Annotated in this window: 10 protein-coding genes and 1 pseudogene; 8 read left to right on the top strand and 3 right to left on the bottom strand. The window is 60.3% G+C overall.

Going from position 1 to position 15,816, the window contains the following annotated elements; translation table 11 throughout:
• Positions 1-151: 151 nt before the first annotated feature.
• A pseudogene (locus CKW25_RS01960) lies at positions 152-676 on the bottom strand (tyrosine-type recombinase/integrase); the annotation flags it as partial.
• Positions 677-1,337: 661 nt separating this feature from the next.
• Between CKW25_RS01960 and CKW25_RS01950 the strand changes: the two are divergent.
• The gene (locus CKW25_RS01950) at positions 1,338-2,660 is read left to right on the top strand and encodes a DUF1329 domain-containing protein (protein WP_095077327.1); all 1,323 of its coding nucleotides are present in this window, start codon (positions 1,338-1,340) and stop codon (positions 2,658-2,660) included.
• Between the two features lie 172 nt (positions 2,661-2,832).
• Here CKW25_RS01950 and CKW25_RS01945 read toward each other — a convergent pair whose 3' ends face one another.
• Positions 2,833-4,773, bottom strand: coding sequence for an amidohydrolase (locus tag CKW25_RS01945; RefSeq protein WP_095077326.1), 1,941 nt, complete (start codon positions 4,771-4,773; stop codon positions 2,833-2,835).
• Positions 4,774-4,890: 117 nt separating this feature from the next.
• Here CKW25_RS01945 and CKW25_RS01940 point away from each other — a divergent pair, with 117 nt between their 5' ends.
• Positions 4,891-5,562 (top strand): TetR/AcrR family transcriptional regulator, encoded by a 672-nt coding sequence (locus CKW25_RS01940; RefSeq protein WP_095077325.1) that lies wholly within the window; start codon positions 4,891-4,893, stop codon positions 5,560-5,562.
• 153 nt (positions 5,563-5,715) lie between these two features.
• Here the strand turns inward: CKW25_RS01940 and CKW25_RS01935 are convergent, their stop codons facing one another.
• Positions 5,716-6,375 (bottom strand): MarC family protein, encoded by a 660-nt coding sequence (locus CKW25_RS01935; RefSeq protein WP_095077324.1) that lies wholly within the window; start codon positions 6,373-6,375, stop codon positions 5,716-5,718.
• Between the two features lie 530 nt (positions 6,376-6,905).
• On the opposite strand from CKW25_RS01935, the gene CKW25_RS01930 reads away from it, so the two are divergent.
• The 6 genes from CKW25_RS01930 to CKW25_RS01905 all read left to right on the top strand — a co-directional run bounded on the left by CKW25_RS01930 (position 6,906) and on the right by CKW25_RS01905 (position 15,815).
• Complete coding sequence (locus CKW25_RS01930) at positions 6,906-7,223, top strand: hypothetical protein (protein WP_095077323.1); 318 nt, start codon at positions 6,906-6,908, stop codon at positions 7,221-7,223.
• Complete coding sequence (locus CKW25_RS01925; RefSeq protein ID WP_095077322.1) at positions 7,208-8,086, top strand: transcriptional regulator; 879 nt, start codon at positions 7,208-7,210, stop codon at positions 8,084-8,086. The genes CKW25_RS01930 and CKW25_RS01925 overlap by 16 nt, the downstream gene beginning before the upstream one ends.
• Complete coding sequence (locus tag CKW25_RS01920) at positions 8,079-8,636, top strand: hypothetical protein (RefSeq protein ID WP_095077321.1); 558 nt, start codon at positions 8,079-8,081, stop codon at positions 8,634-8,636. The genes CKW25_RS01925 and CKW25_RS01920 overlap by 8 nt, the downstream gene beginning before the upstream one ends.
• A 258-nt stretch (positions 8,637-8,894) precedes the next feature.
• Positions 8,895-11,708, top strand: a complete 2,814-nt coding sequence (locus CKW25_RS01915; protein ID WP_095077320.1) for a bifunctional glycoside hydrolase 114/ polysaccharide deacetylase family protein — start codon at positions 8,895-8,897, stop codon at positions 11,706-11,708.
• Positions 11,701-15,267, top strand: a complete 3,567-nt coding sequence (locus CKW25_RS01910; RefSeq protein ID WP_256577905.1) for a tetratricopeptide repeat protein — start codon at positions 11,701-11,703, stop codon at positions 15,265-15,267. The genes CKW25_RS01915 and CKW25_RS01910 overlap by 8 nt, the downstream gene beginning before the upstream one ends.
• A gap of 29 nt (positions 15,268-15,296) precedes the next feature.
• Complete coding sequence (locus tag CKW25_RS01905) at positions 15,297-15,815, top strand: penicillin-binding protein activator LpoB (RefSeq protein ID WP_095077319.1); 519 nt, start codon at positions 15,297-15,299, stop codon at positions 15,813-15,815.
• Position 15,816 lies beyond the last annotated feature (1 nt).

The following is a 15,816-nucleotide window of genomic DNA, read 5'->3' as shown; positions in this document are numbered from 1 at the left end:
TGATGCAGGCGTTTTTACACAGCCTGGGCCGACAGCGAACCTGGCCTGAACGTCTGCTTCTGGCCGTTTTCTGCCTATCGCGAAGGGCTGCTATGGGTTGTGGATTCGTGCCTTTCAGAGATAACTGGAAGCGACCCATTGCGCCCCATAGTTATTTTGTGGGACGTACAATTTCGCCAACGCGGCGATAAACCTTTTTCGTCATCTCCTGCGCTGAATGACCAAGCAGCCTGCTGGCATGACCAATGTCGTCGATTTCGCTGGCGGCTTTTGGTCGGATGTCGCGGAATTGGAACTGGCGGATCGTGGTGGCAAGCGTCGCATTACCTTCGGTTGCGGCCTTCGTGGCTGCTTTCTCTCGGGCTTGATCCCAGCGATTTCTCAGCACGGCGTAACTCATTCGCAGGCCCGCCTGGTTGGTGATCAGACTTGAACTTCTGATGCCGGCCATGGCTTTGCGCTCAAGCAGGGCATCGAGGAAGGTGCTGAGGTTTGATGCATCTGTCCCGTCGTGTAGGCGGATGCGCAGGCGTTTCTCGGTCTTGCCCCGGCCCACCAGCAGGAAGCCATTGTTGAGGTCGTTGGTTGAGGCCTTCAGCACGTCGGCCGGCCGTTGAGCGGTCAGATAGGCCAGGTCCATCGCGTCTTGTAGTTCAGGTGGCGCCTGGGCGATCACCTGAGGGGGGGCGCTTCGATAGACACGGCGTCGAATGCGTTGCGTACCTGCTTCAGCCCGGGGATGAACTTCGATTCGTCATCGTCAAATAGTCGACCCATCTACATCTCCGACTTTCGCGCTGATACGTCAAGCAGTGGCACATGGTTCGTGTGGGCAGGCACTAGGGCATTAGCGAAGGCAAGGCCCGAGAGCTGGCAAGGGCAGGGGCTGCCTGGATTGACTGTGCTGTGAGCGAGGTCAGAGCGGTTGCTTGACGTGAGTAACGGAAACGCCATACGGCTTTGAAAAGGCGCTGCCGGTCCTGACTGAAGCAACCACCGCCGGCATGCCCGCGGGATATTCCGGGTCTGTCATGAATAGCCAAGCGACTGTCGTCGAATGAAAAGCTCCCCCCCATTTTGGGGCCCTTAATGTCAGTCATAAAAACGCATCTGGCGATTGAGCCAGTCTGGTTGCCCACAAGGCGAACATAACCAGGCGGGCAAACGGCAGGCCGGCGCAACGCGATGATTTTGCCAGCCCTGTGTGAATGCACTGCCAGCCTTGGAAGGCCGTGATCCGAGGCGGTGTGTACAGCGTACTGCCGCTTGAACCGCCGGATGCGACTGCTTCGCTTGAGTCACGAGTTGCTTGGTACGCTAAGCAGGAGAATAACAATATGAAATTCGTGAAAAGTCTTCTCGCTGCTTCACTCCTCATGGCGCTGGCCATTGATGCACAGGCATTGGTATCAAGTCAGGAAGCCGCCGAACTGGGTACCAGGCTGACGCTGGTGGGGGCTGAAAAAGCGGGTAATGCCGATGGTTCCATTCCGCCTTATAGCGGTGGCCTGACCACTGCCCCGGCCAGCTTCAAGGCCGGTGATAGCATGCGCCCGGACCCCTATGCGCACGAGAAACCGCTGCTGGTGATCAATGGCAAGAACGTCGACCAGTACAAGGGCTTGCTGACGGCCACCACTGTCGAGTTGGCCAGGCGCTACCCCGGCTACCGCATCGACGTGTATCCAACCCACCGCACCGCTGCGCTGCCGCAGGCGGTACTGGACAATAGCCGCAAGAACGCCACCGCCGCCAGGTCCCTCGACGATGGGATAGCCTTCGACAATGTATTGCCCGGTGTGCCGTTCCCGATCCCGCAATCGGGTGCCGAGGCGATGTGGAATTTCCTGCTGCGCTACCAGGGCGTCAACATCCATTCCAAGTACGACTCCTGGAGCGTCGACTCGGCGGGAGTACCAAGCCTGGTCGTCACCGGCGCGGCATATGCCTCCTTCCCGATTTACGAGAACATGTCGAAGCCCATCAACAACTCCGACCTCTACTACCAGTTGAAACTGTCCTATACCGGACCTGCGCGGCGAGCCGGCGAGTCGATTATGCTCAAGAACGCCACCAACCCGCTGCAGCGTCCTGGCCGTGCCTGGCAGTACATGCCGGCCCAGCGCCGGGTCAAACAGATTTCGATCCTGGCCTACGACACACCGAACCCCGGTACCGCGCGTGCCCTCGAACTGTATGACTGGACGCTGGTGGGCAAGCAAGAAATGATCGTGCCCTACAACACCTACAAACTGACCTATGCGCGGGATGCCGCGTCGCTGACCACCCCCAATTACATTTCCCCGGACTTCGTACGCTGGGAAAAACACCGCGTCTACGTGGTGGAGGGCAACCTCAAGCCCGGTGCAACGCACATCTACCAGAAACGTCGCTTTTACCTGGATGAGGACACCTGGGCCGCTCTGGCCTCCGACCAGTACGGCATGAGTGGCGAGCTTTACCGTGGCTCCTTCGCTTTCCTCAGCCAGAGCTATGACCAGCAGGTCCCGGACGCCACCCCTTTCATGACGTACGATCTGTCGCGCGGCTCCTACAACATCAATGGCGTGGTAGGCCCCCATGGCGGTATTCGGTATATCGAGCCGCTATCGACGGCGCAGTGGGTACCGGAGTCCATGGCGGGTGCCGGCATTCGCTAGGCCCAGGCGCATGGGGTGGAGGCCAGTCCAGGTGCCTGAGTGAGGCGCAAAAAAAATCCGATGCCGGTCAAGGCATCGGATTTTGATTGCTTGCGGCCAACGATCAGGCATGAGGACTTAACTGGCTGGCATCAGGCGCAAATGGCTGATTTTTACTTCTGGCGGTGTTGGTCTATTGGCTATAGACGGTTTTGCCACGAAACACTGTCTGCATCACTTGGGTTTCAGCGATCTGCTCAGGTTTACCCTGCTGGACCAGATCGAACAGGTTTCGGTCCAGGACGATGAAGTCGGCGGACTTGCCCGGCTCAATCGAGCCGATGAGTTTTTCCTGGCGCACTGCGCGGGCACCGTTGATGGTGTAGGCGTCCAACATCTGTTCCAGCGTAGCGCTCTGCTTGGCGTTGTAGGCCGGTTGGCCGGGGATGGCGCGAGTGATGCCGGCCGCGATGTTCATGAACGGCCGTGGATCGCGAGAGTCGACCGGTGCATCGCTGCCCGCCACCAGTACAGCGCCGGCCTTAGCAGTACTGCCTACCGGGTAGATGGCTCCCCAGGTGTAGTTTTTTGGGTTGTAGAGCAGATCGTTGGTGTCTTGACCTTTTCTACTGTGTTCCAGGAATGGGGTAATCAGCATGTCATATTCGGGTTGCTGGTTGACCCAGGCATAGGTGTAAGTGAGGTATGTGCCAAGTTCGCCGAGACGCTTCTGGTCGTCCGGGTGGACCACCTGCAAGTGAGCGATGGTGTGCGGGATGTGGCGATCGCCATTGCGCTGACGGGCTGCTTCCAATGCATCAATCGTAACGCGAGTGGCGCGGTCACCGATGCTGTGGACATGGATGCTGAAGCCGTCGGCATCGAGTGCGCTGGCGTAATTCTTGAAGTCTTCTGCTTTGTAATTGACGATGCCGTTGTTCTGAGAGTCGTCGCTGTCCTTGATGACAGTGACGTCGCCGGTGTCTTCGTTCTGCTTGAGGTGTGGCGTCTGATAATTGTGCAGCATGCCGGCGTTGGGGGAGAACGGAGGTTTGCTGAAAGGGTCGCCTTCGAGCACGCCGTCGGCAAAGATTTTCACCGCATCCGCTTTGATCAATGGATTATCAGCGAACGCGGCGCGTACTTCCTGAGCTTTTTTCAGGTGGCCGGAAATATCCACTTTGCCCTTGTAATCGTCGGAAATGAAGCAGGTGGCGGCAGTGACTCGCATATTTAGCAGGTCTTGCTGCTGCATCTTCACCAGCTGTTCGCGGATGAAGTCATTGCTGCAGGCATCCTGAATACTGGTGATGCCACTTTGCGCCATGACGTGTGCGACTTTCGGCAGGATGGCGCCGTAAATTGCTTCGCCGCGCGGATCGCCCACCTCTTGAGCAAACATGTCGAAGTTGCCAACCGGAATTTTTTCCTTGGCCGCATCGCGGACCACCCCGCTGTCCAGGTTGACGTAGGGCGCCAGCTCGGCGAACACACCCCCCTTGGCCAGGCTTTTTGCATTGAAACCGACGGTCTTGCCGTTATCGTCCTGAGCCGTGCCCAAGGCTTTCGAGTTGTAGGCACTGGCGTGGCCGTCTACGCCGGAAAGGATAATAGGGTGGCCGTCAGCGACAGCATCCAGCGCTTGGCGGATGGTTTTGTAGTTGTCGGTTGGTTCGTTATTTTCATAGGGAACCCACTGCTCGATTTTCAGCCAGGCCCCGGGTTCTCTGGCGTAGCGGGGCAAGCATTCCTTTACTTTGCTGGCCAGTTGATCGAGGTTCACACCCTTGCCTTCGAGGTCACAGACATCCAGGGGGACCGTGCCAAGCACATGGATGTGGTTGTCGTGCAGTCCTGGCAGAACCATCTTATTACCTAGGTCAACCACGCGATAACCTTGGCTGATGAAGCGTTCCGCACCTTCCCGGTTACCGGAATAGACGAACGTGTCATTCGAGACGGCGATGGCTTCAACCTTCTGGCGTTGGGCATCCTGGGTATAAATCTGGCCGTTGAGGTACACCGTGTTGTTACTGTTATCGGCGACCGGGGTTAGCGTCTGACTGCATCCGGTGAGGCCAGAGAGCAAAGCGAGGGAGGAAAGCGTCAGGTGTTGTTTTGATTTGAGCCGCATAAAATCTCCAGTTTAATTACAGTAATTACTGTAATTTGTGTTTCTACCAGCGTTACTCCGGGTCATCAATTGCTACGGTTTGACTCTGTCGGCCAAGTCAATGTGAAATGCGCATCAATGAAAGATAGGGCTGGGCACTTGATGATTCCGCAAGACTTGAAAATGCGCCGTGAGCCGCGCCAGCAACGAACCCTTGAAATCATCAAGAAGGTCGAGCAGGCGACGCTGGAACTACTCAAGGAGGGTGGCATCACCCAGTTGAACACCAATGCCATCGCCGAACGCTCCGGCATCGACATCAAGTCGCTCTACCGCTTTTTTCCGAATAAAGAGTCGATTGTGTATCGCCTGGGACAGCAATGGCTGGACGCTATCCGCAGTCGGGAAAAGGCGATTTTCGAAGGCAAGTCAGGCCTGATCGAAACGTGGAGCGCACTGGATGACATGATCGATCTGATCGAGCAGGAGTTCTCCGGCTACGGTGCGCTTTGGCAGGCCATGGATGTGATTCCGGAGTTGCATGAACTGGAAGCCGAGCATGAGGCCGTTCAGCTCAGCAATATGCTGGTATTGCTGAGAAAGCATGGCTGCCAGTGGCCGGAGAAGGAGCTGACCGAGCTGGTGCGCTACCTGTATCGCACCGGGGATGTGGTCAAGCAAGGCTGCATCGAACAAGGCGAAGCATGCGGGCTGATGTGGCGCGCGCATCAGAAATGGCAGTGTCGGCTACTTTTGTCGGCGGTTAACACCCAGGATTCGGCTGAGTTCGAGCACGAGCTGCGGGCGTAGCTTGGCAATTCGGAAAGGCCAGTTGGAAAATGGCTACGAAACCCGGGGCGATTCAAAGTGCTCCGCAACGGTACGCGACGCAAGGGATCATGCCGCTTATCCAGGCGTCGGGTAACGTCGGCACGCGTACCTTCACACCCCACCCTCCGGCCATTACTTCACGACACCATTGAGCAGCACCCCGTAGGACTGCAGAAACTCAACCGTGCCGTGGAAGATCAAGCCGACACCCATGGCGGAGACGAAGAAGCCAACGATGCGGGTGGCGGCGTCTATGCCTTGCGGGCCGATTTTCTTGAGGATGTTCTTCGCGTAGACCAGGGACAGGTAGACGGTGAGCATGGTGGCGCAGATGGCCAGGGCGACTACGGCGAAAGAGATCACGGCGCGGTCGGAGTCCTTGATGGTGCTGGTCAGGCCGATCACCGTGGCGATGGCGCCCGGGCCGAACATGATCGGCATGGCCAAGGGAATGAAGGATACGTCCTGGTCGCCCTTGCCTGCGCTGGGGACCAGGTTGCTGGCGGGCGAGGGGGCGAATAGCTCGAAGCCGATACGCATCAGGATCACCCCGCCCACTACCCGGATCATGCTCAATGGCACCTCGAACAGGCGCAATAACAGGTTGCCGAAAATGAGGAAGAAGAACATCAGCAGCAGCGCGTAGAAACAGGCCTTGCGTGCCACCTGGCGGTGCTCGGCGTCGCTCTTGCCTTGCAGCAGGCCGAGGAACACCGGGATGGCCTCCAGGGGATTGATGATTGCCAGTAGCGTGGTGAACATGCCAAGGAATTGTGTGATGTGCGCGTTCATCAGGTGCGTACCGGGTTGGGGGGCTACTGAATGACCTTAGTTCAAACACCGCGCATGCACCTGACAGGCCCCCGGCCGTCGATGGTTGGTCCTGCAGAGACTGGGGCAACAAAAAGGCGCTTTGGTCGACAGGGTGTGCTCGTTGCCTGGACGGCGACACTCATCGTGGCGCGGGGTAAACCGAATCCCGGATTTGCATCTTTACAGGCGCTGAGCCTCCGCGCTGAGCACTGCATGGGTGAATGATCATCACCCCCACCTATTTCATGGACATTCATCGCTTTTCAATATTTTCATCGTCCATCCGGGCGCGGCTCATTCCAATTCACAGCGGCCTTTAGAGGGCTATGCCTTAATGCAGTGAATTGGCCGGGATCAAAGAGGGTGTTTGATCCACGGCGACCGTTGTTGGGCCAGGCCAGGCAGCAAGCCCGCAACCGATACCTGAGCGACACACTCCCGTGCCCCCGAAAAATGTCGATGTGCGTCGGCTCTCTTGTCTGACCTGAACACGCCGCCCGGAAACCCCAATGATCACTGCCGATACGGTATTTCTTGTCATGGATGATGCTGATGCCCTGCGCACGATCAATCGCCGCCCGTTGCACCTGTTGGCGCAAAACAGCCAGCCGTTCTTGAACAAGCTCAATCTGTCGACTGAACTGTACAAGAGTGAAACCAGGCGCCTGGAGTTACACGCAAGTGAAATGACCGAATCCTTGCAACCACACACTAAGGCACGGAATGACTGCTTAACTCTGGATGTCGACGACCATGCGGACCTGACGCGTTTGCTTATCGGCGTTCCACGTGCGCAAGGGGGTCAAGGGCCATGGGCCGAGTGTTGATCAATGAGCAGGTTGTCTTCGATGAGGACAGCTTCCTGCTGTTTCGTGTGGATGCACCGGACGTCGCGCCCTTGCGGCTGGGTGCGACCACCAGCAGCTGCCTGGCGTTGTTGCTCCGTTCGGGAGGGGCCGTGGTGCGCAAGCGCGAGTTGATGGAGGGTGCCTGGGGTCAGTATGGCCTGGAGGTCACCGACAACAGCCTTGCCCAGTCGATTCGCCAATTGCGCCTGGCCCTGGAGACACTCCAACCGGGCCGCGAATTCATTCAGACGCTACCGCGTGTGGGCTACAAGCTCGCCGATGGCGTGCGCACTCGAGCGTTGCAAGCAACCGGGGAGGAGGCGGCTTCGACTCCCGGCTCGCCGGAGATTGACCACGACATTCCGGATTGCGCGGCGTCAACCTTGCCGCCAGCTGAGGATGTCGAGAGCGTTGTCGCACCCTCAACCGCTTTACCCGGGCCTGTCGAGCGTGGCGCGTCGAGCGTATTGGCGCGGGCAATGTCTACGTATAAATACTGGGGACTGCTGATCGCCTTGATCCTGTGGGGCTTCGCCAGTTTTTTCCTGGGTGTCGTTTTCCAGACGCCGGTGTTGAACACCGATCTCCCGGTATTCGCCCCCTCGGTGACGATAGAAGGCATGCGCGTGCATGTGCCGGCTGATGGCTTGCACTCCCTTACAACCCCCCAGTTGCAGACCTTGGCCCAGCGCAGCCAGCAGTTGGTGCAGTTACTGGGTATCTCGTCGAGTAGCGCAAACCTGTACCTGATATCGGTGTACCACAGGGAGCACGCGATCCTCTGCGAAGGAGAGCTGGAACTGGCCAGGTCCCGCTGCGTGGGAGTGCAGTTGTATGACTAAACGCAGCGTGAACGCGATCTGGTGCCTGGCCTTCGCCCTCGTTGGGGTGATGGGTATTGGGCTGGGGCGTTTATCGGTGGGGCAACCAGTGCCGATGGACCTCTGGTGCGATGGCGAGAGCGCGCGGCAAGTACAGATCAATGCACGTCCCACCTGGGTCATGACTCGATTCAGTCTGGACTTGAGCCCTTCGGGCTTGAGTCATTTACGCATGGCGACCCGGGTGATCGATGCGGATACCAGGGCGGAAATCGGTGTCGTGAATCGCTATAGCGCTTTTCGAGTGAAGAAGTATGGCTCTCGGTTAATGGTCGAGGTCGACAGTAGCCTCAAGAGTAATACCGATAATATGAGTCAAGAACAATTGAACTCACTCGATCTATTTATCTTCCAGCCCAAGTCCAGTTTGAGTTACTGGATGCAGCCACTGGGTGAAACCCGTTACACGATTGATGTCGGTGAAAATCTATTTGTGTTGTGCAGCAGGAGGAGTCCGCTGAAACCATGGGCCCGCGTGGTGATGGTGCTGACGCGCAGTAGCCGTATATAAAAACTCATGAATTGTTGAATGCGAAGGCTCAGTGTTCATGTAGTTGAGACTTATTCCTTGAATAGCTCTCTTCTTGTATTGCCCGGATGAAGTCGCCACTCGAAGACTGACAACATTCGACGAGGCGAGCACTTCACGCGGTCATTAGCCACCCCCATCGCCGCAGGCATGGCGCAACTTACCCGCAGTCGTTACCCCCCGGCAGTCTTACTTCCCGGCATGTAAACGGTATCGGTTCAGCCATTGAAAAAGTGAATTATGAAAAACGCTTTTCGCAGGACTCGTGTTTGCTCGGCATTCAAGCGCTTGCTGGCCGCCTTGATGGTGTGTTCGACAGGGCCCATCGTCCAGGCCGCCGCATTGCCGCCGCCCGGCAGCGTGGTCTTTTGGTATGCCGACAAGCCCCCGCTCCTGGAACTGGCCCAGTTCGACTGGGCGGTCGTGGAGCCGGGGCACCTGTCCGTTGCCGACGTCAAGACATTGCGCAGCCAGGGCAGCTTGCCGTTCGCCTATCTGTCGGTCGGCGAGTTCCACGGTGGCCAGGCAGAGCTCGACACGGCGTCTCTCGCCCAGGCGGTCAGCCCTGTTCGTAATGGCGCCTGGGGCAGCCAGGTGATGGACCTCACCACCACGGCCTGGCGTGAGCACCTGTTCAGCCGCGCCAAAGCCTTGCAGGCGGACGGGTATGCCGGGGTGTTCCTCGACACGCTGGACAGTTTTCAGTTACTGCCCGAGTCGGCGCGAGAACCCCAGCGCCTGGCACTGGCCAGTTTTCTGCGTGAATTGCATCAACGCCAACCGGACCTGCGGTTATTTTTCAACCGTGGCTTCGAAGTCCTGCCGCAGCTCGATGGCGTGGCGTCGGCGGTTGCCGTGGAGTCAATCCACGCGGGCTGGGATGCGGCTGCCAAGCGTTATCGCCCGGTACCCGAGGCGGATCGCCAGTGGCTGGACACCCAATTGCAGCCCCTGCGTGCCAAAGGCACGCCACTGGTGGCGATCGAGTACCTGCCGCCGTCCCGTCGTGACGAAGCCCGCCAGTTGGCCAAGCGCCTGCGCAAAGAGGGGTTCGTTCCGTACATCGGCACCCCTGAGCTGAACACCCTGGGCATCAGCAACATTGAAGTTCAGCCGCGTCGAATTGCGCTGTTGTACGACCCACGGGAGGGTGACCTGGCCTCCAGCGCCGGGCATAACCTGCTGGGTGGGTTGCTGGAATACCTGGGCTACCGGGTGGATTACCTGGCCGCGGATGCTTCGTTGCCGGAGCAGGGTTTCAGTGGCCTGTATGCCGGCATCCTGACCTGGATGACCAGCGGTCCGCCTCCGGGCCGCCAGGCATTCAACCGCTGGCTCAACCAGCGGCTGGATGAGCAGATTCCGCTGGTTTTTTTCGCCGGTCTGCCGGTTGAAGACGAGGGGCTGCTCAAGCGCCTGGGGCTCAACCGCGCAACGGCGCCGGGCCTGCAAACCTTGCGGATCACCCATCAGGACCAGTCGTTGATCGGGGCATTCGAGGCGCCGGTTCAGCCCAGAAGCCGCGAGCTGATGGCGATTTCGCTGTTACCCCGAGGCCCGAAGGCCGTTTTATCGCTCACGGCTGAAAACGGTCAGGAATATTCGCCGGTGGCCGTCGCTGACTGGGGCGGGCTGGCCCTGGCGCCCTACCTGCTGGAGTCGAACAACGAGCGCGCACGCTGGATCCTCAATCCTTTCGCCTTTCTCCAGGCGGCCCTGCATTTGCCTGCGCTGCCACGCCCGGACGCCACCACGGAAAACGGCCGGCGGATTGCCACCGTGCATATCGATGGCGACGGCTTTCCGTCCCGGGCGGAAGTGCGCGGTATGCCCTATGCCGGCAGGCAGGTATTGGATGGCTTCGTGCGACCCAACCCGTTCCTTACCTCGGTATCGGTGATCGAAGGTGAAGTGTCACCGCAGGGCATGTACCCGTACCTGGCCGAGGAGTTGGAACCCATCGCCCGCGAGCTGTTTGCCGAGCCGAAAGTCGAAGTGGCGACACATACCTTTAGCCATCCGTTTTTCATGCAACCGGAACTGGCCCGCAAGAATGCCCACCTCACGGCGGCATATGGCTTGAAAATGGCGATTCCGGGCTATGACACCATCGACTTCAAACGCGAAGTCGTGGGTTCACGCGATTACATCAACCAGCGCCTGACCACCCCTGACAAGCCGGTCAAGCTGATCTTCTGGTCGGGCGACGCCTTGCCATCACCTGCCACCGTCAAGCTGGCCTACGACTCAGGCCTGAAAAACGTCAACGGCGCCCAGACCATGCTGACCCGGGGCGATCCGTCCCTGACCGGCTTGAGCCCGTTGCTCAGGCCGACCGAAGGTGGCCTGCAGTATTACGCGCCGATCATCAACGAGAACGTTTACACCAATCTGTGGAACGGGCCGTATTACGGCTTTCGCGACCTGATCGATACCTTTGAGTTGACCGACAGCCCGCGGCGCATGCGCGGTCTGCACCTGTATTACCACTTCTATTCGGGCACCAAGCAGGCCTCGATCAAGGCCGTGAACGAGATATACCGCTACATGACGGACCAGCAACCGATTTCGCTGTGGATGAGCGATTACCTCGATCGCGTTCATGGCCTGTATCAGGCCAGCCTGGCCCGCACCGCCGACGGCGGCTGGCAGGTTCGCGGGATGGATGCACTGCGCACCTTGCGCCTGGACCCGCAACTGGGCTGGCCGGACCTGGCGCGCTCGCAAGGCGTGGCGGGTGTGCGGGATCTGCCCCAGGGGCGCTACGTGCATTTGAGCAGCGACCGGGCGTTGCTGGTGTTGCGGCCCGACAGGGACCCGCGGCCGGCGCTGGAAGAGGCCAATCTGCCATTGCTGGATTGGCACTATCTGGCTCCCCGGCGCGTGCGCTTTTCCTTCGCCGGTCAAGTCGAGCTGAACTTCTCCGTGCGCTCCGCTACCGCCTGCCGGGTAGAAGTCGATGGGCAGCGATTTGCCGGCACGGCCGCTGCCGGCCTCTGGCATTTTCAACTGCCCCTCAAGCAGGTGAGCCAGGGGCAACTCATCTGTGACTGAGGACGTCCGCCTGCTCAATCCGTGGGTGCTGGCAGTGGTTGCCGGTGCCGTGGGCGGTCTGTTGCTCCTGGTTTTCCAGCCCGAGGCCGTATTCCACCCTGATAGTCGTCAACCGGACGCGGTATCGGCCAACTATGCCGCGCTGCTGTTGATGGCCCGTCCGGACAATGACCGATTGCGTCTGCAACTGGTGGACCTGCTGATCCAGCTCGGTGACACCGTCAAGGCTCGTCGTTACCTGGAGAGCTGGCCGCGACCGGTGCCGGCACTGCTTGATTACTACCGGCTTGAGCTCGACAGCCTGGCGGTGGCCGGTGCTCACGAGGCCCTCGAGCAGCGGGCGCGGCTGGAGGCGATCGATCGTCAGTCATTGCCCGTGGTGCAACTGCAGCGCCTGGCCAGGCTGGCGCTGCGCCTGCAGGCACCGGCGATTTCCGCGCAGGTCTATGAAGAGCTGGCCAGCCGCGATCCGCCGCAGCGCAGGGCATCGCTTGATGCCGCAGCGCAGTGGTACCTGGCCGGGGAACAGCCGAAGCGTGCCGCCGACATCTATGTGCAACTCTGGCAGGGCAGCGAGCATCCCGGGGACCGTCGCCAATATGCGCGGCAGGCCTTCGACAGCCTGCTGGCGAGCGGACGCGGCCAGCAAGCGATAGAGGTGCTGGCTGATGAACTCGACGGGCTGGAGGGGCCACCCATCGATGCCGCCTGGTTGGAGCAGGGCGCCGATATTGCGCTGGCGAACACGCGTCCCGCGTTGGCCATGCAGTTTCTTGAGCGGTGGCGCACCCTGCAGCCGGACAACCCCGACCGACTGGGCAAAGACTTCCGCCTGCGCCTGGCGCTGGGTGACTTGCCTGGTGCCAGGGAGAGCGGCCGGCAACTGTTGAACGAGCACCCGCACGACACGTACGTGCTTGAGCAGTTGGGCCTTCTCGCGCACTGGCATGGCGAGCTGGACGAGGCTCTGGACTACTGGACCCGGCTGTTGGCGCTGGAGGAACACCCCGAGATCCGCGAGCGTGCCTGGCGTCTGGCGATGCACCAGTTCGACTTTGACCGCGCGATCCCGTTGCTGGCCGTTATCAAGGACCAGCGAGCACTGTCCGATGCCGAGCTTGAGGCGTTGGTTTACAGCCATGACTCGCGGGGCACCCCGGAGCAGTCTGAAGCCTGGCTACGGGCATACTTGCATCAGTACCCCTCGCATCGCCTGGCCTGGAGCAAGTTGCTGCTGAACCTGGACAGTACCGGACAGCTGACGGCCAAGGCGATGGCCTACGAGAACCTGTCGACGCATTTCGCACTGACCCTCCCCGAACGGCTGGACTGGTCCCGTACCTACCTGAAACTGTTCGATAACCAGGCTGCCTGGCAGGTATTGCACGTGGATGACCGCGCCATCGCGGATGAGCGCTATTGGCGAGCACGGGCGGTACTGGCCTGGGATCTGGAGCTGGACGATGCACTGCAAGAGGCTCTTGAACAACTATTGAGTCTCGAAGGTTCGCTCAGCCGCTCCGATGAAGATCGGCTTGTCGCCCTCTACCGTGTCCGCGATCCGCAGCGTGCCTTGGACCTGTTGATTGCCAGCTGGCAACGCGATCACCCATCACAGTCCTTGATTCAGGCGTTACAACAGGCCCAGGAACTTCAGGACTGGCCGCAGATCACTGCGCTGCTCGACGCCGCCGAGCAGTATCCGGCCATCTACAACCTGGCCCAGGTCCTGGCGGTGCGTGGTGCCTTGGCCGTGGAGAAGGGGCGTTTCGATGAGGCGCAACAGCTGTACCTGGCGGCGTTGGAGTTGTATCCCGACGACAACCCGTTTCGCGAACGCCTGATGTGGTTGTACGTGGATCAGGGCAACGTCGCCGAGCTCAGGCCACTGCTGAGCAAATGGCGCGCACCGGCACGCCAGGACCCGGATCTGTGGCTGGTGTTTGCCAGTGCCAGTCAACTGCTCGGCCGTAACCGCGAGGCCCTGGCCTGGTATCGCCTGCACCTCAAGGCCCATCCTCAGGACTGGCTGGTACAGGCGGCTTATGCCGATGCGCTGGAAAGCGCCGGTTATCAGGACACGGCTCAGCGCCTGCGCTTGAAGTTGATACGCGACCTTGAAAGCGACACGCCGCGACCCTCTTCCGAACGTTACACCACCTGGCTACGCCTGGTGGCCACCAGCTACTCGCCGCGCAAGGCTCAGCAACAGGTGCTGCAGTGGCAGGACGGTTCGCCGGCCATGTTGCAGTTGTGGTTCGAACGTCTGCTGGCGCGCCTCGATGCTTCCAATCAGCCCGCGCAAAAGGACCAATGGCTGGCGTGGGCACGCGGCCAGGGTTTGCAGGTTGAGCGTTACGAGCAGATTCAGGAAGCCCTGCGCAGCCGTAACACGGCCCAGGTCGAAGCGCTGTTGGGCAATGCCGATCTGAACCCGGCGCAGCGCGCCCAGGCCCTCAGTCGCCTGGGACGGCACAGCGAGGCCTTGGGTGTAAGCCTGTCCTCGCTGGGTGATGAGCAACCCCGGGCCATCCGTGAGCAGCTGCGGCGGCAGGCGGTGGAAGGTCACGAGCGCACGCCGCAGGGGGCACAGCTGGCCTGGCATGGACAGGATTTCGGTGGGCTCGAATTCAACGGGCCGCGTCTGCGGGTCGCTCAAAGCCTGGGTGATCAGTGGCACGCCAATCTTGAGCTGGAGCAGGGCACCTACGACAGCGATCAACTGATCTCATCGCGCCTGGGGGAGGAGCGTAACGCCGAGCTGACCCTGCAGCGGCAAGTGGAGCGAGGTCATTACACGCTGGTCCTCGATACCAGCCAGCGCCAGGACGATGACCGCAACGGTTTCGGCCTCAGCCGCCATTGGCAACTGGGTGCGGGTGACGAGCTCGAAGCCGGTTTCGACTGGCAGCGCAAGAGTGAGGACAGTGGCCTGATGCGCACATTCGGGCAGTACGACGGCGTCCGGCTGGGTGGCCGTCATGGATTGACCGCCCGTGACCAGCTCAGTTGGGAGGTGGCCCAGAAGTCATTCTCCACCCGGGGTGGCGACGCGCTGGGCAATGGTCAGGATGTGAAGGCGGAGTACGGCCACACGCTGCAGTTCGAAGGACCTGCCTGGACCCTGCGCAGTGGCGTCGCCTACCAGCACAACCAGGTGGACGATCGCACCCTGGACTCGTTGTCCAGCAACAACGGTGGTCCGGTGAGGGTCGAGTTGCCAGACCCTGAAAATCCCCTCGATCAACCCACGGTGGTCGCCAGCGACCTGCTGCAGAGCCGTTACGGCCTGCTGTATGTCGGCAGTACCTGGCGTCGAGGCATGCCGGGCGCGCTGAGCCGGGCGCACCCACAGTACACCTGGCTGGTGGATGTGACGGTCGGCTGGCAGTGGCTGGATCAAACCGTCAACTACGGCATCAACACCGGAATGGGCATGGAAGTACTGGGTAATGACGAATTGGCCTTCACCGCGGGCTACCAATCCGAGCCACAAGGCGGCAACGGGCAGGCGGGCGGAACCCTGGGTGTGAGCTACAGCGTGCGCGTTGGGCGCTGATCATGGAATTTCTAGAGGAACATCAAGCGATGCAATTGATCCGTAATCTGAGTCTGGGCCTGGCGGTCTTGCTGATCGCCAGCTGCACCCGCTTTACCGGTGACGCCGGCCCGAACCTGCCGCGTCATGCACAGTGGGGCATTCTGCCCATGGTCAACTATTCGCAGACACCACAAGCCGGTGAGCGCAGCGAGCAGATCCTGCTCAGTGCGATCAGCCGCCATGGACTGCAGCCACGCGTCTACCCGCTCAGCACTCAAGGTGAGCAGGCCCTGATGGATGACAACGAACGCCTGGCCGGCGCCCTGGACTGGGCGCGCGCCGAGCAGCTCGACTACGTGATCACGGGCAGTGTCGAGGAGTGGCAGTACAAAAGCGGTCTGGATGGCGAACCGGCGGTGGGTGTCAGCCTGCGTGTGATGGACGTCCGCAGTGGCCGTGTGCTCTGGAGCAAAAGCGGGGCGCGGGCGGGCTGGTCCCGTGAAAGCCTTGCCGGCACGGCACAGCAGGTGATCGAACCGCTGGTTGACGCCCTTCGGTTCGAGTGAT

The sequence above is a fragment of the Pseudomonas sp. Irchel s3h17 genome (assembly GCF_900187505.1).
Classification (GTDB): domain Bacteria; phylum Pseudomonadota; class Gammaproteobacteria; order Pseudomonadales; family Pseudomonadaceae; genus Aquipseudomonas.
This window is presented reverse-complemented; position numbering and strand designations above follow the sequence as displayed.